Source organism: Paenibacillus aquistagni (assembly GCF_900177815.1).
Classification (GTDB): Bacteria; Bacillota; Bacilli; order Paenibacillales; family Paenibacillaceae; genus Paenibacillus_B; species Paenibacillus_B aquistagni.
In genome coordinates this window covers 598,546-621,182 of sequence record NZ_FXAZ01000001.1, presented here as the reverse complement: position 1 = coordinate 621,182, position 22,637 = coordinate 598,546, and the positions used below count along the sequence as shown (strand labels likewise).

Annotated in this window: 21 protein-coding genes; 4 read left to right on the top strand and 17 right to left on the bottom strand. The window is 48.3% G+C overall.

Features of this window, described 5'->3' with window-relative positions; translation table 11 throughout:
- Positions 1-32 precede the first annotated feature (32 nt).
- Complete coding sequence (locus B9Y93_RS02855) at positions 33-1,676, bottom strand: glycoside hydrolase family 19 protein (RefSeq protein ID WP_085492833.1); 1,644 nt, start codon at positions 1,674-1,676, stop codon at positions 33-35.
- 209 nt (positions 1,677-1,885) lie between these two features.
- Between B9Y93_RS02855 and B9Y93_RS02850 the strand changes: the two genes are divergently transcribed.
- Positions 1,886-2,326: a MerR family transcriptional regulator gene (locus tag B9Y93_RS02850; protein ID WP_085492832.1), complete on the top strand. Its 441-nt coding sequence runs from the start codon at positions 1,886-1,888 to the stop codon at positions 2,324-2,326.
- Positions 2,327-2,390: 64 nt separating this feature from the next.
- Here B9Y93_RS02850 and trhA read toward each other — a convergent pair whose 3' ends face one another.
- The gene (gene trhA, locus B9Y93_RS02845) at positions 2,391-3,029 is read right to left on the bottom strand and encodes a PAQR family membrane homeostasis protein TrhA (protein WP_085492831.1); all 639 of its coding nucleotides are present in this window, start codon (positions 3,027-3,029) and stop codon (positions 2,391-2,393) included.
- 171 nt (positions 3,030-3,200) lie between these two features.
- On the opposite strand from trhA, the gene B9Y93_RS02840 reads away from it, so the two are divergent.
- Positions 3,201-4,433 (top strand): MFS transporter, encoded by a 1,233-nt coding sequence (locus B9Y93_RS02840; RefSeq protein WP_085493934.1) that lies wholly within the window; start codon positions 3,201-3,203, stop codon positions 4,431-4,433.
- A gap of 170 nt (positions 4,434-4,603) precedes the next feature.
- Positions 4,604-5,032, top strand: coding sequence for a DUF1801 domain-containing protein (locus B9Y93_RS02835; protein ID WP_085492830.1), 429 nt, complete (start codon positions 4,604-4,606; stop codon positions 5,030-5,032).
- Positions 5,033-5,140: 108 nt separating this feature from the next.
- Here the strand turns inward: B9Y93_RS02835 and ftsY are convergent, their stop codons facing one another.
- From ftsY to B9Y93_RS02775, 12 genes are all read right to left on the bottom strand, one after another.
- Positions 5,141-6,142 (bottom strand): signal recognition particle-docking protein FtsY, encoded by a 1,002-nt coding sequence (ftsY, locus tag B9Y93_RS02830; RefSeq protein WP_085492829.1) that lies wholly within the window; start codon positions 6,140-6,142, stop codon positions 5,141-5,143.
- Positions 6,143-6,156: 14 nt separating this feature from the next.
- Positions 6,157-9,729 (bottom strand): chromosome segregation protein SMC, encoded by a 3,573-nt coding sequence (gene smc, locus B9Y93_RS02825; RefSeq protein ID WP_085492828.1) that lies wholly within the window; start codon positions 9,727-9,729, stop codon positions 6,157-6,159.
- Positions 9,730-10,055: 326 nt separating this feature from the next.
- Entirely contained in the window at positions 10,056-10,754 is a 699-nt protein-coding gene (gene rnc / locus B9Y93_RS02820; RefSeq protein ID WP_085492827.1) for a ribonuclease III, read from the bottom strand.
- A gap of 12 nt (positions 10,755-10,766) precedes the next feature.
- Positions 10,767-12,002, bottom strand: coding sequence for a beta-ketoacyl-ACP synthase II (fabF, locus tag B9Y93_RS02815; protein WP_085492826.1), 1,236 nt, complete (start codon positions 12,000-12,002; stop codon positions 10,767-10,769).
- A 134-nt stretch (positions 12,003-12,136) separates the two neighbouring features.
- Positions 12,137-12,373 carry an acyl carrier protein gene (gene acpP / locus B9Y93_RS02810; RefSeq protein WP_085492825.1) on the bottom strand — a complete coding sequence of 79 codons (237 nt, stop codon included), beginning with the start codon at positions 12,371-12,373 and terminating at the stop codon, positions 12,137-12,139.
- 109 nt (positions 12,374-12,482) lie between these two features.
- Complete coding sequence (gene fabG, locus B9Y93_RS02805) at positions 12,483-13,229, bottom strand: 3-oxoacyl-[acyl-carrier-protein] reductase (RefSeq protein ID WP_085492824.1); 747 nt, start codon at positions 13,227-13,229, stop codon at positions 12,483-12,485.
- A gap of 76 nt (positions 13,230-13,305) precedes the next feature.
- Positions 13,306-14,235: an ACP S-malonyltransferase gene (fabD, locus tag B9Y93_RS02800; protein ID WP_085492823.1), complete on the bottom strand. Its 930-nt coding sequence runs from the start codon at positions 14,233-14,235 to the stop codon at positions 13,306-13,308.
- A gap of 27 nt (positions 14,236-14,262) precedes the next feature.
- Positions 14,263-15,249: a beta-ketoacyl-ACP synthase III gene (locus tag B9Y93_RS02795; protein ID WP_085492822.1), complete on the bottom strand. Its 987-nt coding sequence runs from the start codon at positions 15,247-15,249 to the stop codon at positions 14,263-14,265.
- Between the two features lie 12 nt (positions 15,250-15,261).
- The gene (gene plsX / locus B9Y93_RS02790; protein ID WP_085492821.1) at positions 15,262-16,260 is read right to left on the bottom strand and encodes a phosphate acyltransferase PlsX; all 999 of its coding nucleotides are present in this window, start codon (positions 16,258-16,260) and stop codon (positions 15,262-15,264) included.
- Positions 16,244-16,837 carry a transcription factor FapR gene (fapR, locus tag B9Y93_RS02785; protein ID WP_170936433.1) on the bottom strand — a complete coding sequence of 198 codons (594 nt, stop codon included), beginning with the start codon at positions 16,835-16,837 and terminating at the stop codon, positions 16,244-16,246. The genes plsX and fapR overlap by 17 nt, the downstream gene beginning before the upstream one ends.
- A 319-nt stretch (positions 16,838-17,156) precedes the next feature.
- Positions 17,157-17,330, bottom strand: a complete 174-nt coding sequence (gene rpmF, locus B9Y93_RS02780) for a 50S ribosomal protein L32 (protein WP_085492819.1) — start codon at positions 17,328-17,330, stop codon at positions 17,157-17,159.
- A 49-nt stretch (positions 17,331-17,379) separates the two neighbouring features.
- Positions 17,380-17,889: a YceD family protein gene (locus tag B9Y93_RS02775; protein WP_085492818.1), complete on the bottom strand. Its 510-nt coding sequence runs from the start codon at positions 17,887-17,889 to the stop codon at positions 17,380-17,382.
- Between the two features lie 247 nt (positions 17,890-18,136).
- Between B9Y93_RS02775 and B9Y93_RS02770 the strand changes: the two genes are divergently transcribed.
- Positions 18,137-19,423 (top strand): nucleotidyltransferase, encoded by a 1,287-nt coding sequence (locus B9Y93_RS02770; RefSeq protein ID WP_085492817.1) that lies wholly within the window; start codon positions 18,137-18,139, stop codon positions 19,421-19,423.
- A gap of 70 nt (positions 19,424-19,493) precedes the next feature.
- On the opposite strand, the gene B9Y93_RS02765 is transcribed toward B9Y93_RS02770, so the two are convergent.
- From B9Y93_RS02765 to B9Y93_RS02755, 3 genes are all read right to left on the bottom strand, one after another.
- Positions 19,494-20,732 carry an MFS transporter gene (locus tag B9Y93_RS02765; RefSeq protein ID WP_085492816.1) on the bottom strand — a complete coding sequence of 413 codons (1,239 nt, stop codon included), beginning with the start codon at positions 20,730-20,732 and terminating at the stop codon, positions 19,494-19,496.
- A 20-nt stretch (positions 20,733-20,752) separates the two neighbouring features.
- On the bottom strand, positions 20,753-21,259 hold the full coding sequence (locus B9Y93_RS02760; protein WP_085492815.1) for a MarR family transcriptional regulator: 507 nt from the start codon (positions 21,257-21,259) through the stop codon (positions 20,753-20,755).
- Between the two features lie 221 nt (positions 21,260-21,480).
- The gene (locus B9Y93_RS02755; RefSeq protein WP_085492814.1) at positions 21,481-22,533 is read right to left on the bottom strand and encodes a YlbL family protein; all 1,053 of its coding nucleotides are present in this window, start codon (positions 22,531-22,533) and stop codon (positions 21,481-21,483) included.
- Positions 22,534-22,637 lie beyond the last annotated feature (104 nt).

The window sequence follows — 22,637 nt, the reverse complement described above, 5'->3', positions numbered from 1 at the left end:
TCAACCTGCTCAAAAATAGATTCTTCTGCGAATTAAAACGGCTGCATTCCTGCTGTGTCCAGCTTTTCCCCTGTAATCGTGGCGCCCATGCGGGTAGTCAGGTCGCGGTAATGATCGACCCGGCGCTTAACCGGCATCATTTCTTCCGATAAGTTCCCTTCTTGTCCCCCGTTAATCACCATGATGGTTGCTCCGAAGCCAGGAACAAGCCCTTTCGCCAACTGCTCTGTCGTCGGCACCCATTGTCCAATCATAATGTCATGATTCGAAGGCTTAGGATCTTGTGGAGTCATCCAGAACAAGAGCGCTGTGATATATCCCAGCTTGCCATCTGCTGTAATCTTGTCAGGGTCATTGAGCAGAATGGAAGGATCGCTGTATACAATTGAACTGATCAATCCATAGTTGTAGTTCCAGCTTAGTTGGATTGGCCCGCGGCCATGATAGGATTTGCCTGCAACTGGCTTCCAGAAGAGGTTGTCCTCATCTACATAGCCAATATTGTCTGTGTTCACATAATTCAGCTCTTCATTAAAGAACAAAGCCCAGCGAAGCTCCCCGCCAGGAGCCGTTGACCAGCCGCCGCCTGTTTCATGAGCAATATTGGCTAGGAAGCCAGCCAACTCGCGCTTGCGATCATTGCTCGATCCTTCGCTTAAGAAGCTTCCAAAGTCTACGATGCGGGTAATCTTCGGCAGATTGGCCATATTCGCATCATTAAAATCAGGCGCTTGATATAATAGCGTTTCGGTCTTCAAATGCTTGTCCAAACGGTAGATTTGCTTGACATTGGAGTTGCCTTGTCGGATCACTTCCTTGTACTTTATGTTGGCCATCTCACGCACAGCCGCTACCAAATTATCATAGGAGTAATAGTCAGATTGATTCGGTTTGTAATAGTATTTTCCTTTGGCAATGGCATCCCACTCAGCAGTACCGTAGCGAAGCGGGAATGTGGATTCATACTCCGCCTTAGGCAGAGCGGTCTGAATCGCTGCTGCAGCTGCATCCGGAAGAAAAGCCGGATTCAAGCCATTCCATAGCTGCGTAATCTGAGCATCTGACAGCACGCGGCTCTCTCCAACCTGGAGATCGCTTCCTGCAACCGCTTTCGTAGATGCGTGTATCGTTGTGCTTCCCGCTTCATTGCCTGATGTGTCTACCGCGCGGATCATATACTGATACAGTGTATCCGCTTTCAATTCATAGTCAGTAAACATCTTGGCAATGGTGCTGCCTACTCTGCTGCCATTGCGATACACATCATAATGGGATACGGCCACGTTGTCGGTAGATGCTGTCCAGGATAAAGTAATCGATGTGGAGGTTTGCTCTGTTGAGACGAGTTGAGTTGGAGATGTAGGTGGCGTGGTGTCCTTGCCGCTGTCACTAAGTAATTTCCATGGGGTGTCCCATTCATTGGTTACTTTGGCATCAGGTCGGCTATTGTACGACCACCACTTTGCTTGATAGATCTTCCCTTGATGAGATACGATGTCTCCTGCAGAATAGGCTTTGTTCGTTTGCCATGCTTCTACTTCTGCCTGCGAAGTGTCGCTTGCGGCATGCACCGTTGACAATGAACCTACCGGAGCAGTTATTAGCAGGCTTGCACCAAGCATAGCGCTTAAAGTTTTGAGCAAAAACTTTTGCGATAACGGGAAGTTCCGATTCATTACTCAGCCTCCTATTTGGTTGATAATGGTAGTGCAATTCTAGTATATTGAAAGATTGCCACAGCACTCAATAGGTATTACGAACTATTCCCCTGTCGAAACATGCACTACGATGCGGTTTTTCCTATCTTTCGCCAAAAATCGCGAGGATCGCTTGACTCTCTCCCCGCGTCATCCCTTATGCTAGAACTAGAAAAGGAGGGTCGACTATGGCATACACCGTTAATGAAGTCGCATCACAATCCGGGGTAAGCATTCGAACATTGCGCTATTATGACCAGATTGGACTGCTCAAGCCTGCCTATTACGGCAGCAACGGCTATCGATATTATGAACAAGAGCAGCTCACTCTGCTTCAGCATATTCTCCTGATGAGAGAGCTGGAACTTCCCTTATCAACGATCAAGGAGTTGATTGAGCACGGTTCATTCAATGAGTCGGAAGCCTTAGTGAAGCATCGTGAACTGCTGATCGAGAAAGTGGAACGGCTTCAAGCACTAATTGCAAAATTAAACGAAATGATTCAGCATCCGGAGAAAAAGCAGGCGCTGCTGGAGAGAAGCCTATTTCGGGGGTTAGATGTTCGAATGTCACATCATCAAGTCAAGGAATTGCGATCCGTGTATATGGCAGGAAGAGCCGCGATTTGATCGATTGCTGCACCAGATTGATATTTGCACGTTGAACAGACTTCATTAATTAGAGCGTAGGCAATTAAGCAAATACGTACTGCCACATGCACACGTAATGACAGGCAGCACCCAGAATGACAAAGACATGCCAGATGGCGTGATGATGCATTAACTTCCGCCAAAGAAAAAATATTGTACCGATGCTATAGGCCGCCCCTCCGGCTAGCAGCCAAACCAAACCAGCACCAGTGAGGGAGTCTTGCAGCGGTCCCCATACCCATAATGCACTCCAACCAAGAAGCAAGTAGATTAAGGTCGACCAGATGACATATCTTCCCGTAAAGTAGTATTTCCACAGTACCCCAATCCCCGCGCACACCCATATTCCTGCCAGCAAAAGCATACTGTGCTCTGTCTGAATGGTAATCATTAAAAAAGGAGTGTACGTGCCTGCAATGCACAAATAAATCGCCATATGATCATACTTGATGTATCGCTCTTTCTTCTCTCCTTCTGGAAGCGAGTGCATCAGCGTAGAAGTCGTAAACATCAGCATGAGTGAGCACGTATACGTCAGTACGCCTAGCCAGATCCTCCAATCATAAGTTGGAAGTACTTTCGTGAGAAGAAGCGCACTTCCTGCCGCGCTGCACACTAGTCCTACAAGATGCGTCCATGTATTCGCCCTCTCTTCAAGTCTTTGCCTCCGGCCTGTATCCATCTCGCCGCCCTCCGCTTCTGCCTATATCATGATCGGATTAACAGTATATGCAGGTGCAGCCTTCTTGGCGATTGACTATCCTCTCCTTTTAAATTGACAGCAGTATAGATTCCAATTATAGTTAATAAACAGAATTGTTTTGTAAGTATGATTGGAAAGGATGAGCAGCTCGTGAATCGCCTGTTTTATACGTTATGGACAGGTCGTTCTGCAGCGGAATTTGCAACATCACTATGGTTAATGACATGGATTGCACTCCTCTATAAGACGACAGGGTCAGCTTTACTTGCAGGATCTATTACATTTGTCCGATCATTATCCGTCTTAGCGAGCGGAGTCAGTCTACCCTATTGGTATCAACGATGGACGCTGCGGAAGGTTGCTAGCCGATTTCAGCACTTGCAGTCAGTCCTTAGCTTGCTGTTCGCTCTTCTCGGGCTATTCGTATATGATGATCCGGTCTTGCTTAGCCTGCTGGCCTTGCTATGTGCAGCAATGACGGGCTATGCAGGCGGTTGTGCCCATGCAGCAGCCAGCGCGATGTACCCTAGAATTGTGGAGCAGGCACATTGGGTCCGCTCCAACAATCTGATTACTACAGGTACCCAAATGATATCTTTGCTTGGCTGGACACTAGGTGGCCTATGGATTGCAAAGATTGGCGAGATTGGAGTCCTTCATCTATGCGTTATTCTCCTGTTAGTCAGCAGCTTGCTGCAAGTATTGATTCCCTCATCCTCCGTATTAGGAGAGGAGAAGCCAGTCGAACGTGCGCCAAAAGCATGGTGGAGCAGTTGGCATGTGCTCTTTTCGCATCCTCGCATAAGGATCATAACCATGATGGACATCATGGAAGGAATAGCAGGCGGAATATGGATTGGAGCCGTTACGCTTGTTTTCGTAAAAGAGGTGCTGCAGCAATCTGAAGCCTGGTGGGGATATATTAACGCAGCCTATTATGTCGGCACGCTAATTGGAGGCGTACTCCTTCTCCCATTGTCAAAATGGATAGAGCGCAAACTGCTAGGCTCCATTATCTTAGGCTCCTTCTGCTTCAGCCTTCTTGTGCTGCTCTATGCCTGGAATGTAAAGCCGTATTGGGCTTTAATTCTCGTCGTATGCATGGGTCCATGCTTTCAACTGCGCGATATTGCACAGCGAACCTATATGCAGCAGCTCGTGCCTCTATATGACCAGCCGCAGTTATTTGCAGCACAGCAATCACTATCAACCCTCCTATTCGGGTTATCGATCGCCTTCTCTGCAGCTGTTGCTGATCTGTGGGGAGCAAAAATGGTATACTGGTTTGGCGGATTCATGCTCATGCTGTCCTCTCTATTCGGGCTTTGGCTAAAATACCAGTCATCAAAGACCGTTATTGAGCACACTGAACCCTTTACATAGGCTGTTCATGATTATGACATTCAAGACAGTGAAGCTCGATACACTTCTCTGCTTTTTAATTGACACGTCATATGCACTTGATTAAAGTAGAAGCAATTGGCGCAAGATGAGTAGACAAGCTCAGTATTAATGAGCAGCATTCATCCTACACACAAAGGAGAACGATCATCGTGTATGAGTTAAAGACAAAGGAAACTGGAGAAAGCGTCATTGCCTTTATCGAAGCGATCGAGAATGAACGCAAGAAAGCCGATGCCTACAGGCTGCTCGATATCTTTACTGAGGTTTCCGGCTACAAGGCAAAGATGTGGGGCCCCACGATGATTGGCTTCGGCTCCTATCGCTATACCTATCCAACCGGTCACTCTGGCGAATACTTTCTTGTCGGCTTCTCGCCAAGAAAAGCGAAGATCAGTCTCTACTTTGCAACAGGCGATCATGAACGAGAGCGGCTGCTGGCCGACTTCGGGAAACATACAACCGGCAAATCCTGTGTTTACGTTAATAAAGTGGATGATATCGATATTGACGTCTTAAAGGAGTTGATTCGTCAATCCATTTTATTTCTGCAAGCTGCATATCCAGATCAAGGTGAATAATGAGTCAATCCGTACCTCAATCCCATTTTCCAGCAGATCATATGAATCACCACAAAACAAGGCAGTGACGTATGCCGTCACTGCCTTGTTTTGCGTCCTATAGAGCCACTAGGCTTCTGCTTGCTGTTCCTTCTCTTGGTCTTGAATCAGCCCTGCAAACAAAGCATGAACAAACTGCTCTGAATCAAATTGCTGAAGGTCGTCCATTTTCTCTCCAAGGCCAACAAACTTCACGGGAAGATTCAATTCTTGGCGAATTGCAATGACGATACCGCCCTTCGCTGTGCCATCCAGCTTTGTAAGCACAAGACCTGTCACACCGCTCTTCTCTCCGAACAGCTTGGCTTGCGAGAGGGCATTTTGACCAGTGGTCGCATCAAGCACCATCAATACCTCATGTGGAGCGTCTGGAACTTCACGCTGAATGACACGGAAGATCTTATTCAACTCTTCCATCAGGTTAGTTTTATTCTGCAATCTGCCCGCTGTATCGCACAGCAGGATATCGGCGCTTCGCTGCTTCGCTGCCTGAACGGCATCAAACATGACCGCCGCTGGGTCAGAGCCTGCTTGATGCTTAATGACATCAACGCCTACACGCTCGCCCCAGACCTCAAGCTGCTCGATTGCGCCTGCGCGGAAGGTATCCCCTGCCGCCATCAGCACTTTTTTTCCCTGCTGCTTATAGCGATGAGCAAGCTTGCCAATTGTCGTTGTCTTGCCTACGCCGTTCACGCCTACGAACAAGATAACCGTCAATCCACCTTGATTGAGACGAATGTCATTCTCTTCATCGCCGCGCAGCAGCCCTATTAGTTTTTCAGACAAGATAGGCTGAAGATCTGCCGCTTCCTCAATCCGGCGCTTGCGCACTTCTTCTCGAAGATCATCAATCAGGTTCATGACGGTTGTTACGCCAACGTCCGCCCCGATCAGAATTTCTTCGAGTTCCTCATAGAACTCTTCGTCGATCTTCTTCCGACGAGTGATGAGATCTGTAACCTTCTCCACAAATCCTTTTCTTGTCTTCTCTAGTCCTTCTTTAAACTTCGAAGTGACAGTTTCCGTTTTCGTTGCGATACTCTCTTTTAGTTTTTTAAAAAAGCTCATGGTTCTCCCCCGTTCTACGCAATGATCGCTTCATCATCTTCAAGCTTGACGGATACGAGCTTCGATACCCCGCCTTCTTCCATCGTAACGCCATACAGCACATCAGCTTCTTCCATCGTGCCTTTTCGGTGTGTCACCACGATAAACTGCGTGACTTCAGAGAATTCCCGCAGGTACTGCGCGAATCTTGTAACATTTGCTTCATCCAAAGCCGCCTCGACCTCATCCAATACACAGAATGGCACAGGCTTAACATGAAGAATGGCAAACAATAAAGCCATCGCGGTCAAGGCGCGCTCGCCACCCGATAGGAGCTGCAAATTCTGCAGCTTCTTGCCTGGCGGCTGAGCGACGATATCAATTCCTGTCTCCAGCACTCGCTCAGGATCAGCCATGACAAGGTCTGCTCGTCCACCGCCAAACAACTTAGCAAATACGACGACAAATTGCTTGCGAATCGCGTCAAATGTTGTCTTAAAGCGCTTGGACATTTCATCGTCCATCTCCTTAATAACCTCATATAACGTCGTCTTGGCATCTATCAGGTCGTTCTTCTGCTCGCTTAAATATTGATAGCGCTCGTTCACCCGCTCAAATTCTTCAATTGCACCGAGATTGACTTCGCCAAGGGCCGAGATTTGACGTTTTAGGTTGCGCACCTCAAGCTCAGCAGCTCCGATATCCTCAGGAATCATATAACGCTGCTTCGCCTGCTCGAAGCTCATTTCATATTCCTCGGACAGTTTGCGAAGCAGATTGTCAAGCTCTACATCAAGGCGGTTGGCTTGAATCTCAGTATGCCGCATTGCCTCTTCCACTTGCTTCAGTTCGGTACGCTGTTCTCTCGTATCGCTCTCAGCCAGTTCCAGCGTCTGCTGGGATTGCAGTCTTTCCGCACGCTTGAAGTCCATATTCTGAGCAGCATCTTGCTTCTTAGCTCCAAAATGGTTCAAGTCCTCCACCTGCTTCAGCAGTTCACGCTCAACGGTTTCCAGATCAATCTGCACTTGAATCAACGATTGCGTCTGATGCGTATACTCTTTCTCATAATTTTTGGAGTCCAGCTCAGTACGCTTTTGCTGCTCATTAAGCGAGAACAACTCTTGATCAAGCTTCCCGTGTCTGACCTTCAGGTCCGTAAGCTGGGATTGCAGCTCTTCCTTAGCCGATTCATTTTGCTTGCGCTTCGATTCAGCCTGCTGGATCGCTACTTGCAGCTTGTCTTCTTCCACCTTAAGCTCAGCAAGACGGCCCTCCGCTGTTAATCGTCCAGCGTCGAGCGTCTTCATCTCGTCATTCGCTAAGGACAGCTCCTGATTCTCCAGCTCTACCGCGCTATCCAGCTGAGCAACTTCCTTCTCCAGCTGTTGAAGTTCTGTTGCAAGCTGCTGCTGCGTCAGGCGCTTGCTCTCTCCTTGCTCTCGCAAATCATCGAGACGCTTAACCCCTTGAGAACAGCGCTGCTTGAGCTCTGCTATTGAATCGGTTAATTTGAATAGCTGCTGCTCGACTTCTGCTATGTCATGCTCCAGCTGCTCAAGCTGACGCTTGCGGCCGAGCAGATTGGCGCTTTTCTTATTCAAGCTTCCGCCTGTCATGGATCCGCCTGCATTCACGACATCGCCTTCGCGCGTCACAACGCGGTAGCGGTAATTCAGCTTGGCTGCGATACGGTTCGCATCTTCGAGCTTCTCGGCAATGACGACATTGCCAAGGAGGCTGCCTACGATCTGGGCATAAGCTGCATCGGTCTTAACCAGATCGACACCAATACCTACGTAGCCTTCCATGCCTTCGATCGTACGGCGATCGGAATCATGCATCGTGCGCGTTCGAATGACATCCAGCGGAAGAAAGGTTGCTCGTCCCAGCTGTCTTTGTTTCAAAAATGCAATAGCTTGGCGGGATACGGACTCATTCTCCATCACCACATGCTGAAGCGACGCCCCAAGAGCCGTCTCGACGGCAGTCTCCAAATACTCTGGAACGGTAATGAGTTCGGCAACCGCACCATGGACACCTGTGAGCCCATTCGGGCGGCGGGAGGCTTTAAGCACCTCTTTTACCCCAAGCATGAAGCCGTCAAAATCATCTTGCAGCTCCTTCATCGTATCTCGTCTTGAGATCAGCGAGTCATAGCGCTGCTGCCACTTGCGGATCGCTTGCTGACCTTCCTCCAGCAGTTTCTCATCCTGCTTTAGCTGCTCGCCTTCTTTCGTATAGCGATTGCGAATATAGTTCAGATCATCAGACAAGGTCTCCATTCGACGATTTGTATCCGCACTTTTTTTGCGCAGTTCCTTCTGTTCCTGCTCTCGCTTCTGCCGAGCCTGCGCCATCTTATCTAGACGCTTCTGAAGGGCTTCACGCTGCTGCTCATAGTAACGAATGTCGTTGCGCTGCTGCGCCATCTGATTCAATACTTCAAGCAATTGACCCTTCAAGGACTCCTCCGCATCAGAAGTTGCGCCTCCGGCGACGCCAACTAGGCGTTCCTGCTCAGCTTGAATCAAGCCCTGCGCTTCATTCAACTCGATCTCGATGGCAAGCCGCTTGTCCTTCACGCTTTGCAGTTCTGCCTGCTTTAAGTGAAGACGCTCCGAAGTCTGCGCAATCGTAACCTTAAGCTGCTGCTCATTGGCGGTAAGATTGCGTTTGCGCTCACGCAGCACCTCACCTTGACCCTCGCACTTCTCGTACTCCTCGCTGTAATGGAGCAGGGTAGCCTGCAGCTTCTCCAGTTCTTCTTCGATCTTGCGAAGCGCAACACGATGTACTTCAAGCTTCGCATCATGCTCGCTTACCACCGTTGACAAGGACAGCTCCTTCTCCTTCAACTGTGCAAGCTTCTGGTTTGCTTCCTGCCAATTGTGGTGCAGCTGTTCAATCTGATGGACATATACCGCAATCTCTTTGTTTCTGAGCAGTTCTTTGAGCTGCTTATAGTGACGTGCTTTCTCGGATTGCTCCCTTAAAGGATTAATCTGATCCTCAAGCTCCACAATTAAGTCATGGATGCGTACGAGGTTCTGCTCTGTCTCATCAAGCTTCTTCGTTGCGTCGCGCTTGCGGGATTTGTACTTCACAATACCCGATGCTTCCTCAAAGATTCCCCGGCGATCCTCAGAACGCGTGCTCAATATTTCTTCAATTCGGCCTTGTCCAATAATGGAGTAAGCCTCCTTGCCAATTCCTGTATCCATAAACAACTCCGTAATATCACGGAGCCTGCAGGACTGCTTATTTATAAAATACTCGCTATCCCCGCTGCGGTGCACGCGTCTAGTGACCGTGACCTCATTGAAGTCTAGCGGAAGCGATTCATCACTATTATCTAATGTTAACGACACCTCGCCAAAGTTGACAGCCTTGCGGGCGTCACTTCCTGCGAAGATGATATCCTCCATCTTGCCGCCGCGCAGAGATTTGGCACTCTGTTCGCCAAGCACCCAACGGATGGAGTCCGATATATTACTTTTGCCGCTGCCATTCGGACCAACCACACCTGTAATACCTTGAACAAACTCCAACTCCGTCCGATCCGCGAACGACTTAAAACCGGCAAGTTCCAACCGTTTCAGGAACATATTTATCCATTCACCTCTAGTATTCTTTCGTGTACAGCATATCGCCATCCTTAGTGAATCTTTATCTTACAATCGCAATCTCATCAGTTGAATATGTAAGGTTACGCCATCCATTATGCATAGCAGACTATATTCAAAGGCTAGTGGATTCGCCAATAGGAGGACATGACAGATGCCTTCACGCATCATTCACACCCATATTCTTCCTATATGGTAGAAAGAGCAAAAATCAGCCATCCTGACAATGGCTTCAAGCCTCGTCCCGCAAGCTGGTCTTTGCTCTTTCTGCGAAACGGACCGACGGCAACGCGCCGGTCCACAGTACGTTATGATTTCGGGATGACGACATGTTCAAGTGCTTGTGCAGCTGCGTGCTGCTCCGCTTCCTTCTTGGAGCGTCCTAAGCCGCGACCTAGACATTCATCGCCCATATACACTTCGGATACGAATTCACGCTCATGAGCCGGACCGCGCTCCTCCACGATACGGTACTCCAATGAACCAAGACTGTACTGCTGCGTTAATTCCTGCAGCTGTGTCTTATAGTCATTGGTTTGGAGCTTGCCGTCCAAGGAGATAAGTGGGAAGATGAAACGCCGCAAAAACTCACGGACAGGCTCTAGGCCCTGATCCAGATACAGCGCACCAACAAACGACTCAAACACATCTGCAAGCAGAGCAGGTCTTGTACGACCACCTGTTAGCTCCTCGCCTTTGCCTAATAGAACGTATTGTCCGAAGTGAAGCCGGTTCGCAAAGTTCACAAGCGATGGCTCGCATACAATAGAAGCTCTAAGCTTCGTCAGCTCGCCTTCCGGCCGATTCGGACATTGTTCAAACAAAAACTCGGAGACAGTGAGCTCCAGCACAGCATCACCAAGAAACTCCAGACGTTCATTGTCCTGATGATGACCGAAGCGATGTTCGTTCACGTAAGATGCATGAGTGAATGCCTGTTTCAACAGCTGTCTATTTCGAAATGTAACATTCAGTTTCTGTTGTAACTGCTTCAGATCTGCATTCAACTGTATGACTCCTTATGCTTCGTATTTCTTCATAACCAATGTCGCATTGTGTCCGCCAAAGCCGAACGAGTTCGACATCGTTACATTTACATCCTGCTGTCTCGCCACGTTAGGAACGTAATCAAGATCACACTCAGGATCCTGGTTGTCAAGGTTAATCGTAGGCGCGATCATATCATTCTTTAATGTCAAACCGCAAATAACCGCCTCGATACCGCCAGCTGCACCAAGCAGATGGCCTGTCATTGACTTCGTGGAGCTAACAGCTACCTTGTACGCATGCTCGCCAAGCGCAGCCTTGATCGCCGTTGTCTCAGAGCGATCTCCCACTGGAGTCGACGTGCCATGTGCATTGATATAATCGACATCAGACGGATCAATGCCCGCATCCTTAATGGCACGCATCATGCAATGAGCAGCGCCTGTAGGATCTGGCTCCGTAATATGATGCGCATCTGCGCTCATGCCGTAGCCGATAATTTCCGCATAGATATTCGCTCCACGCTTCAATGCGTGCTCGAGAGACTCAATGATAAGCACACCTGAGCCTTCACCCATCACAAAACCATCGCGTCCTGTATCGAACGGACGGCTTGCTTTTTCCGGCTCATCATTGCGCGTGGACATCGCCTTCATTGAGCAGAAGCCGGCAAGACCAAGCGGGCGAATCGTTGCTTCAGCACCCCCGCAGATCATAACATCGGCGTCTCCGCGCTGAATGATCTTGTAGGCATCACCGATGGAGTGAGTTCCCGTTGCGCAAGCAGATACTGCTGCGGTGTTCGGCCCTTTCGCTCCAAGGGTCATGGACACTTGACCAGACGCCATATTGGCGATCATCATCGGGATAAAGAATGGACTTACACGCTTTGCCCCTTTTTCAATGAGAATATGATGCTGATCTTCCCAAGTTCCAAGCCCGCCAATGCCTGAGCCCACAATTACGCCGACACGCTCAGGATCTTCCTCTGCCATGTTCAGCTTCGCATCTTCTACCGCTTTTTTGCTGGCCGCAACAGCGAACTGTACGAAGCGATCCATTCGGCGAACTTCCTTTTTATCCATATACAGTTCTGGATTAAAATCCTTGACCGACGCTGCAATTTGTGTTGGGTATTCAGAAACATCGAATGATTCAATGAGAGAGACACCAGACTTCCCTTCTAACAAATGGTTCCAAAATGTTGTTAGATCTGAGCCTAGTGCTGTAATTACTCCCATGCCGGTCACTACAACCCTGTTCTTCAAAAGAAATTCACCTCGATTGTTCAAAAGTTGACGCTCTATTTATGATTGAATACGTTGAAACAACGCATCTTATGACGAAAGAATCCTTACATGAATGAGGAGAAGTCCCGTTATAGTAACGGGACTCTACAATCTTAGGTATGAGATTGTATGTAGTTTACAACTTCACCAACTGATGTAATCTTCTCTGCGTCTTCGTCAGAGATTTCCATATCAAACTCATCTTCTAGTTCCATCACCAATTCCACTACATCGAGGGAATCAGCGCCAAGATCATCCTTAAAAGATGCTTCGAGAGTCACTTCAGCCTCGTCAACGCCAAGGCGTTCTACGACGATACGCTTAACACGCTCAAACACTTCAGTAGACATCCGGTTCACCTCCTCTTTGGTATTATACGAGAAAACCTTCTAAATTGCCATATGGAACAACATCTAACAAAAAATTGCTCAAAGTCTATGAAATCATAGACTGGTAAGCCTACATATACATGCCGCCATCGACATGAAGCGTCTGCCCTGTCATGTAGTTCGCATCATCAGATGCTAGGAACAGAACCGCCTTCGCGACATCCTCTGGAGCGCCTAGACGCGCAAGCGGGATGCTCTTCATCAGCTCAGCGCGAGTTTCCTCAGGCAGCACATGGGTCATCTCCGTCTCAATAAAGCCTGGAGCGACACAGTTAACTGTAATGCCGCGGGATGCCAACTCGCGAGCGGAAGCCTTTGTAAGGCCAATCACGCCAGCCTTAGCTGCAACATAGTTGCTTTGGCCAGGATTGCCCATAACGCCTACAACAGATGAAATGTTGATAATGCGTCCGGAGCGCTGCTTCATCATTGGTCTTGTTACAGACTTCAGACAGTTGAAGACGCCCTTGAGGTTCGTTTCGATCACTTGATCGAATTCCTCTTCTTTCATGCGCATAATTAAATTATCTCTAGTAATCCCGGCATTATTCACAAGAATGTCAATTCGACCGAATTGTTCCAAGGCCGTCTTAACTAATTGCTCTGCCTCGTCGGACTTGCCGACATTGGCCTGCACGGTGATGGCACGGCGTCCCATGGCTTCAATGGCCTCAGCCGTCTCCTTTGCAGCAGTCTCGCTGCCAGCGTAGTTCACAACGACATCGGCGCCGGCTGAAGCCAAAGCAAGGGCAATCGAGCGTCCGATTCCTCTAGAAGCACCCGTTACCAGCGCCACTTTACCTTCCATATTCGACATCTTAATTCCTCCTCATATACTCATATGGTCATATATGGGAACGAGCTTCCCAAGCCGTCCCATTGCCATGCTTCGATTATTGAGCGGTATAGGCTTGAATCGCTTCCAAGGAGTTCAGCGTCACAATCTGGACGGAACGGTCGATCTTCTTGATCAGACCCGATAATACATTGCCAGAACCAATCTCAATAAACGTATCGGTCCCTTGTTCGATCATATAACGCACGCTATCTTCCCATAGCACAGGAGAAAATACCTGCTCTACAAGCAAGGTGCGGATACGATCTGCATTCTGCTCCGCATGTGCGGATACATTGGATACGACTGGAATGAACGCATCCTGCCAGTGCACTTCGCTAAGTGCCGCATCCAAGCGAACAGCAGCAGGCTTCATTAAGGAGGAGTGGAACGGTCCGCTTACTTCCAATGGAAGAACACGTTTCGCCCCTGCTTCTTTGCCGCGTTCCACAACAGCCTGAATGCCTGCAGCGGCACCAGACACGACAATTTGGCCCGGGCAATTCACGTTCGCCATTTCTACAGATGCCGTTACGGCTGTTATATCGTCGCATAACGCGCCGAGTGCTTCACGCGATGCGCCGAGCACCGCTGCCATGCCGCCTTCTCCGTTAGGAACAGCCTGTTCCATGAACTGACCGCGCTTGCGCACTATCGCAACAGCCTCAGCGAACGTCATCACGCCGGCTACCACTAAAGCACTGTATTCACCAAGGCTATGCCCTGCGACAAAGTCCGGCTTGATGCCTTTCTTCTCAAAGGCTTTATAGAGCGCATAGCTTGTCGTTAACAATGCTGGCTGCGTGTTCGCCGTTTGCTTCAATTGATCCTCTGGACCGTTAAAGATAATATCGGTTAAGGAATAGTCCAGGACACGATTCGCAACATCGAAGATCTCGCGAGCTTCTGGAACCTGATCATACACATCTTTGCCCATGCCAATGGCTTGAGCGCCTTGGCCTGGGAATATAAATGCAATTTTGCCCAAAGTTGTCACCCCTTTACTGAACTAACACTACCAAGTCAGAACAGCAGCTCCCCATGTCAAGCCGCCGCCAAACCCTACGAGGACGATCGTATCCCCTTCTTTAATCCGGCCTTCCTCCACGGCCTCTGCTAGAGCAAGCGGAATGGAGGCTGCTGACGTATTCGCGTACTTCGGAATATTGATCATACACTTCTCAGCTGGAAGATTCAAACGATCAATTGCAGACTGAATGATACGAATATTCGCCTGATGCGGAATCAGAAGATCAATATCTTCTTTCGTCTTGCCAGCCTTGGCAAGCGCCTCTTCCGCAGCCGAGCCCATGATGCGCACAGCAAATTTGAATACTTCGCGGCCATTCATATAGATGAAGTGTCGTTTGCCTTCAAGCGTATCCATAGAGGCTGGATAGCGAGAACCACCGCCTTCTAGCGTAAGCAGCTCCGATCCCCTGCCATCTGCGCCAAGCTCAAAGGAATGGAACCCTCTTCCTTCTGGTACTGGGCCAAGCACAGCAGCTCCAGCGCCATCGCCAAACAGGATGCACGTATTGCGATCGGTATAATCCGTAATGCGAGACAGCGTCTCAGCACCAATAACGAGCACATGCTTGTACATGCCAGTCTTGATATAGCTTGTTGCGGTTGCTACGCCATAAATAAAACCAGCACAAGCAGCCGATAGATCGAATGCAGCCGCATTCTTGGCCCCTAGACGCTCTTGAACGATGCAGGCTGTAGATGGGAACATCATGTCTGGTGTTACCGAGCACACCATAATGAGATCAATCTCTTCAGCCGTTAAGCCTGCTGCGTCTATAGCACGCACAGCCGCTTCATACGCCAAGTCAGAAGTCGCCTCATGCTCTGCAGCAATTCGGCGCTCCTTCATTCCTGTCATTGTCACAATCCATTCGTCATTGGTATCTACCATTCGTGCCAAATCTTCATTTGACAAAATACGTTCTGGCACATATTTTCCAGTCCCCAAAATTCCCACTGAAGGCATCTTCATCACGATTTCAACTCACTTCCCGCTATTATTCCCAGCAATCTCAGAAGAAATTGTGGCGATCAACTGATTCTCCAAAGCCGTACGCGCTTGCCGGATTGCATTCAAGACCGCTCTTTTGTCAGAGGAGCCATGGGCCTTAATGACGAGCCCCTGCAGTCCTAGCAGCGGAGCGCCGCCATGCTCTTTATAATCCATCATCTTCTTCAGCCGCTTCAAGCCTGGCATCAATATGGCTGCTGCCATCTTAGTCATGAAGTTGCGTGTAAATTCTTTTTTCAGAACATCAAATAACGAACCTGCCGTTCCTTCCAACGATTTCAGCATCACATTTCCGACAAAACCGTCACAAACTAATATATCACAATTGCTCTCAAGCACATCCCTAGCTTCGACATTCCCTACAAAATGAATGTTTGCCTTCTCCAGCATCGGGAATACTTCCTTTGTCAGTTCATTGCCCTTCTTGGCTTCCGTTCCGACATTCAAAAGGCCTACACGAGGCTTCGGCATGCCGTGCATCTTCTCGCGATAAATGCTTCCCATAATGGCGTATTGAACGAGATGTTCAGGCTTCGCATCCATGTTCGCTCCCAGATCAAGCGCAAGCACTCCCTTGCCGTCTGTTGTCGGCAGCATCGGAGCAAGCGCTGGACGCTCCACGCCATCCATACGGCCAACCACAAGCAGCCCTGTGGTCATCAAAGCGCCTGTGTTGCCCGCCGAGATCATGCAGTCCGCTTCACCTTCACGAACCATCCTGCCTGCCATGACCATAGAGGCGCCTTTTTTCCTACGTACCGCCTTCACCGGCTCATCATCAGCCTCAATGCGTTCAGGAGCATGTACAACTGTAATATTGCTCGGAGCATCCTGCAAGAGCGGACGTATTTGCGCTTCATCTCCCACGAGGATAATCTCCATATCCTTCCACATTTTCGCTGCTTCACATGCCCCTTCTACGTTGCTCTTCGGGGCATGGTCGCCGCCCATTGCATCAATGACTATCTTCATGCTCTACTCCTTCTCCGCCAGACTCAGTTTTTGAACGGAATATGATAAAGTGTCCTTGAAACACAAGTTCTTCGCCTACGTAGCTGAACACTTCGACCTTCGCCTTATGGCGTTCTCCGGATATGGACCTCACATATGCCTTGGCGATACATTTCTCACCAAGCTTGACCTGGCGAACAAAGCGAATATCCGCCGTTGCTGTGAGTGCAATCTCGTCATCGATTACGGCCACAGCAAGCGAGTTCGCCTGTGCAAAGAGATGATGGCCGCGTGCTATCTTCGTTCTAGAGAAGACATGCTCCTGCCTGATCTCAAAAATAGAGATGCCGCTGCGGTCTAATTGCAAATCAATGATATCACCAATCACTTCATCTAGAGGAAGTGATCGAACCTGATCATAGGACTGCTCTGCCATCAGCTTCAAGCGCTCTCTAAGCTCAGGAATGCCTAATTCCATCCGGTCCAAGCGAATCGTTTGAATGCTCACCCGGAGCATGCGGGTCAAGTCTTGATCCGTAATGAACGGATTATCTTCAATCATTTTCATTAATTGTTGATGACGCTCTTTCTTCGGCAACCGAACCATGTCCCGCACCTCCTTATTAGTGTGTCTAACATGGCGCACATTTAGAATAGATATATGATGAATGAAAAATATTGATTTCGATTAAAACCTCTTCTTAGAACCAGGTACTAATCAAGTATATATAAAAATACCTTAATTGAAAAGCTCCAGTTTCATTACAGCATCTGGAATTAGGTATAAGGCTTAAGGATGCAGCCATTTGGGCACGTCAATCTATGTATGGATTGGCATAAAAAAATAGCATCCCACCACAAGGATGAGATGCTATTTTCAGGTGGACGACTCGCTTAACGCTAGTCCCATCCCAAGATTATTGTTTGATAATCTCTCTTTGCTTGTATGTTCCGCAAACTTTGCATACGTGATGCGCAAGTTTCAACTCACCACATTGTTCGCATTTAACCATGCCCGGAACCTCTAACTTAAAATGAGTACGGCGCATATCGCGGCGTGTTTTGGAAGTTCTTCTTTGAGGTACTGCCATGTTCCCACCTCCTTACGTTATTTCCATGTTACCTTGTAGGTTCGGTTGATCATTTCTTAAAGAAATCTTGCAACCCCGCCAGTCGCGGATCAATTCGTTCATTCGAGCAATCACAAGACTGCTCATTGCGATTCTTCCCGCATGTAGGGCAAAGACCAGCACAGTCTTCCTTACACAACGGTGCGAATGGCAAATGAACAAAGACCGCTTCCTCCACATATGGCTTCAGATCAACGTTCTCATCCGTCACAACTATGACTTCATCTTCGTCGTCTGTTGGAAGATCTGCAGCATCCGCCATCATGAATTGCTCATGAAACGGAATAACAACGGTCTCTTCATGCGGCTCCAAGCATCTGGAACAGACCGTGTTCATCGTCGCCGTGATGCGACCATGCACATCGACTCTGCCTTCATCCGCTGCCGTTGCAGTTAAATCGACATCAACCGGTTCAATGTGCTGAATATCGTTACGTTCCTTAATCACGTCATCGACTGGAAGCGTCTCACGAATATGTACACGTTGACCTCGGTTCACATCTCGATAATTAAAGTGCATGATATCACCTCAAACAAACAAAATTAATTATAGCCATTAGGCTTATGCTTTGTCAACCAAATTCGTTTGACAGATTATTTCTCTACTCGTTTAGTTTGAACGAACAAACCGCATCGAATGCAAACCCGATCCTTCTTTTCTTATTCAAAAGAAGAATGCCCTATCATCTTACAGCACACACGCTTTCCCAACCAGGGAGAGATTCGATATAATAGAGGTCATCCCTAGTATAGAAAGGATAACATGAATGCGAACGGTTGGCATCATTGTTGAATATAACCCTTTACATAACGGACATGTCTACCATATCCAGCAGTCTCGCAAAGTAACGGGTGCGGAGGCTGTCGTAGCAGTGATGAGCGGCCATTTCTTGCAGCGCGGCGAACCTGCATTGCTTGATAAATGGTCGCGCGCAGACATGGCTTTGCATCAAGGCGTGGATCTCCTTATCGAGCTGCCTGTTGCCTATTCGGTTCAGCCTGCGGAATGGTTTGCTTATGGAGCAGTATCGCTGCTTGAAGCCACGGGCATTGTCGATACGCTGTGCTTTGGCAGCGAGATCGGCAATCTTGCGGCATTATCCGCCGCAGCTGAGCGATTGAGTGATGAATCCGATGAATTCCAAGCCTCGCTGCGCCATCATCTTAAGCATGGAATGAATTATCCCGCAGCCTTTGCAGCTGCGGCTTCATGCAGCACGGCTTCTCCGCTGTCCCATGTGGAGAATGCCGACGACGCACTAGAGCAGGGCACGGCATTGGAGAAAAGCGACCCGTCTTGGATCGCAGAGCCTAACAATTCACTAGGCCTTCATTATCTCATTGCCCTCCATCGCATTCGAAGTTCGATTATCCCATATACGATTGCAAGGCAGAAGGCAGGGTATCACGACCAAGATGTGAATGATTCGTTCATCGCTAGCGCCACGGCGATTCGCAAGCTGATTATCGAAGATCACTCCCCCGCTTCCTATATGCCTGCTTCGTCATGGAATATTTTGCAGCAGGCGCAAGACATGGGGCGCGCTCCTGTCTCTTGGAAGCAGCTTGAGCATCATCTGTTCTATCAATTGCAGCGTTCCTCTCGTCAGCAGCTGGCTGAACTGCTTGAGGTGACCGAAGGACTTGAATATCGCATGGAGCAAGCGCTGCCGCAGCTGGCTGAGCTTACAACGGAGGCGTTTATTGCTCACATCAAGTCAAAACGCTATACCCGCACCAAGCTTCAACGCATGCTCACGCATATTTTGCTTGGGCATCGCAAGGTGCACTTTGGTCCCGAAGCGCTCGCTCAAGGCCCTGCCTACATTCGAGTGCTAGGATTCAATGAGAAGGGGCAAACCTTGTTGAAGCGAATGCGCAAGACCGCATCCTGCCCGATTGTTCACAAAGTGACACGAGACAATGCCCAGCTAGGAGGCATATGCGGGCTGACTGCTGATGTGCAGGCAACAGCCATATATGCCAATGCGTTTTCCAATTGGACGGGAAAGCTTGCTTACCGAGACTATTATGAACCGCCAATAAGACGGTAATGATGCCTCTTAACAGCCAAAAAGATCGAGTCTATCCAGAGAACTCTGAGTAGACTCGATCTTTTTATCATTAAGCTCCATGCTCTGCCTTCGAACTTTTTTTATGGATCCAGCCACGCACCTGATTCCACATCGGTTTGCTGACGAGAATAACAAGCAGCGCATATCCCAAGCTTAGTGTGAAAAACAAGGAGATATCGCTTAAGACAGCAAGCCACATTCCACTGAATATCGGTCCTGCCGCCATCCCTGCATAGCGCACAAAGTTAAACATGCCAAGCGCACTGGCTCGTTCAGACTCGAACGCCTCACTGAGCATCGTCGTAAACAAAGGTATGAGCACCCCGCCCGACATGCCAAACAGAAATAGAGCAATCGACAGTCCTAGAATCGAGAAAGATTCCATTGCTGCAAACAGCAATAGACTGACAGCTGCCAGCGCATTGCCGCAAATGAACAAAGCGGCACGCGGCCACCTTGCCTGCAGAGCCTTATAGATCATGGTGCCCGCAACATTGCTAAGCGCCATCGGAAGATACAACAATCCAACTAAGGATAAACCGACTCCATAATGATCAATCAATAAAGCAGGCAAAAACACAAGAATAATAAAATAAATGAAAAAATACACAAATCCAATCAACATCAAGGGCTTCGCTTCTTTATTTGCTGCGATATGAATGTATGTCCTTGCAACATTTGGAATTGCAGCGGGCTTTTTCTTTTTCGTATTGTCTTTAGGAAAATAGCGCATTGACAGTGCCACCATTAACACCGACACTCCAGTCAAGAACCAGAAGATGCCTGCATAGCCATAATGATCACCAATAAAGCCGCCTAGCACAGGAGCTATCGCCGGCGCAAGGGAGAGAAGCATTTGATACGTTCCCATTGCATGTCCGCGCTCAACGCCTTCAAATGTACTGCTGATCGTGGTAACCGCCACGAGCGGCAGCGATGCCGTGCCAACCGCTTGAAGCACTCTGCAGAGCAGGAACAACGGATAATGAGTCGCAAGCGCACAGCCAATACTCGCGATAACCGTCAAGACAAGTCCGCTGATTAATAGGCGATAGCTCCCCCTCGCATCCATGATCGGCCCCATTACGATCTGCAGCACCGCAATGATCAAAATAAACAACGATACAGACAAGTTCACTAAGGATATCGGGACTTCAAATGAATCCCGAAGCATGGGAATAATAGGCGAATATATATTTTGCATAAGTGACGCTAAAAAGGCACTTATCCCTACCACATACAGTATATAAGATGATTTTGCTCTGGTTCTAGTCGAGTTACGACTCATCCGCACTCCCCCCCTTGTTCTCATTTCATTGTTCTCAAATGAAGCTGACCGCCTTCTATGGCAGAAATCCCATCTACGAGCAATTGCTTAATAAAGCGCAGCTGATCATCAGGATATCGTCTCAAATAGGAGACATACAACGCTTTTGCTTCCTCATGCAATTCCTCATGACGCAAAAATATCTTCTTTCCAGCTGGCGTCAGCCGAAAGTAGATTTCTTTTTTGTTGTCACTTAGCTGAGTCCTGCGAATCCATCCCTCTTTTAACAGCTTGGCATTAATCTTAGAAATACTTCCCTTGCTTAACGACATGCGCTCGGCAATGGAAGTAACATTGATCGGTTCATGCTTCCCAATACAAGCGAGCACATGAATATCGGTCAAGTGAAAAGACGCCTGTTTCCCTATGGATTGCTGAAGCTCGGCAAGGAATACATCCCGTTCCCGCTTCTCCTGCTCCTCTTGCAGATGAAGGAATTGTATATACAACTCATGGATCTGCCCTTCTAACGATTTTGTTCCACTCACTGCCACCACACCTTTTTTTTGTTTACTAGGAAACAATATAGATATATATACTTATTAAATGTATTTTATAAACCAATGAATATTGTTTCTTAAGAAACAATATTACTCCTTATTTCCTCTTTTTACAACCCTCATCTAAAAAAGGATGCGCCTAAGCGCACCCTCTTCTTGTCAGCCTATTCATGAACAGCAATGATACAGATGATATCCCAACGTCATGCTTATTTTTGAAAGGTCTCGATGGCATCTAATGCGTCTTGCAAGGTTCGCACGGATACAACCTTCATGTTCGTCTTCATTTTATCCACTTTGGCTTTCGCTTCTTTATAATTGCCTTCAGGAGCCAAGAACAGCTCAGCCCCTTCCCGATCCGCAGCAACTACTTTATGCTGGATTCCGCCGATAATCCCCACTTCGCCATCGGGTGTAATCTCGCCGGTGCCTGCAATTCTCAAGCCGCGGCTTAGGTCTCCTGGTGTCAAGCGATTAATGAGCTCCAGGGTAAACATTAAGCCTGCAGAGGGACCACCGATATTGTTGTCCTTAAATGTGATGACATGCTCTTTCTTCGTTGGGACAACTTCCGTCTTCTCTCCAAACTGAATGCCAAAACCAATTTGCTTCTTCGTTTTGTCTAGGCTTGAGGTGAATGAAACGAGCGTTGCAGAAGCTTGCTCCTTCTTGCCGTCACGTTCGACGACAACATTCAAAGTGTCTCCAACGCGATGTTCCTTTATAATCGCCTGAAGCTCCTTCACTTGATTCACCGTGTGTCCTTCCACCTCGACAATGCGGTCATTCGTCTTTAAGGTGTTTTTTGCAATATCGGGCAGATTGGCAATAACGTACAACCCTTTCTGCTCAATGTTGTAAGGGATCTTTGCATAATTATATGCTGCAAGAATCGCGTTGCTTTGAGAACCGGTCATGCTAAAAACAAGCTCTGTGTTGTATTCTGCCTCCGAACGCCCTCGAAGCGCATCCTCTTTTTTGGCAATTTGCGCATTATCATCAAATGAATGAATGCCTAAAAGTGCGATATTGGCATATGTCCTTCTCACGGTTGTTAGCATAAAGGTGCCGCTCTCCGTCACATCGTCTTGCCCTACCTGAACCATAGGCTTTACGGGCTCAGCACTGCCCGGTGTGTAGATGACATAGGGAGTTGGCATAAACACAACGACGTATACGACCAACAGGCATACAATAAGCCATCGCCATACCGTCCAATTCCCCCGCTGATTTCTATGATCCTGCATATGCTTTTCTACCATTGCATGAACGCCTCCTCCGTGCAGGTCTAAAGCCCGTCCTCTGCACGTACATATAGATTACGGTCATTCGCGTCAAGCTATTCCTTTTTTATATGACCATCCAA

Bases quoted from the DNA above. Each gene is read 5' to 3' on its own strand.
- B9Y93_RS02855 (WP_085492833.1), bottom strand. From the start codon at position 1,676: ATGAATCGGAACTTCCCGTTATCGCAAAAGTTTTTGCTCAAAACTTTA.
- B9Y93_RS02850 (WP_085492832.1), top strand. From the start codon at position 1,886: ATGGCATACACCGTTAATGAAGTCGCATCACAATCCGGGGTAAGCATT.
- trhA (WP_085492831.1), bottom strand. From the start codon at position 3,029: ATGGATACAGGCCGGAGGCAAAGACTTGAAGAGAGGGCGAATACATGG.
- ftsY (WP_085492829.1), bottom strand. From the start codon at position 6,142: ATGAGCTTTTTTAAAAAACTAAAAGAGAGTATCGCAACGAAAACGGAA.
- smc (WP_085492828.1), bottom strand. From the start codon at position 9,729: ATGTTCCTGAAACGGTTGGAACTTGCCGGTTTTAAGTCGTTCGCGGAT.
- acpP (WP_085492825.1), bottom strand. From the start codon at position 12,373: ATGTCTACTGAAGTGTTTGAGCGTGTTAAGCGTATCGTCGTAGAACGC.
- fabG (WP_085492824.1), bottom strand. From the start codon at position 13,229: ATGTCGAATATGGAAGGTAAAGTGGCGCTGGTAACGGGTGCTTCTAGA.
- B9Y93_RS02795 (WP_085492822.1), bottom strand. From the start codon at position 15,249: ATGAAGATGCCTTCAGTGGGAATTTTGGGGACTGGAAAATATGTGCCA.
- plsX (WP_085492821.1), bottom strand. From the start codon at position 16,260: ATGAAGATAGTCATTGATGCAATGGGCGGCGACCATGCCCCGAAGAGC.
- rpmF (WP_085492819.1), bottom strand. From the start codon at position 17,330: ATGGCAGTACCTCAAAGAAGAACTTCCAAAACACGCCGCGATATGCGC.
- B9Y93_RS02775 (WP_085492818.1), bottom strand. From the start codon at position 17,889: ATGCACTTTAATTATCGAGATGTGAACCGAGGTCAACGTGTACATATT.
- B9Y93_RS02770 (WP_085492817.1), top strand. From the start codon at position 18,137: ATGCGAACGGTTGGCATCATTGTTGAATATAACCCTTTACATAACGGA.
- B9Y93_RS02765 (WP_085492816.1), bottom strand. From the start codon at position 20,732: ATGAGTCGTAACTCGACTAGAACCAGAGCAAAATCATCTTATATACTG.
- B9Y93_RS02755 (WP_085492814.1), bottom strand. From the start codon at position 22,533: ATGGTAGAAAAGCATATGCAGGATCATAGAAATCAGCGGGGGAATTGG.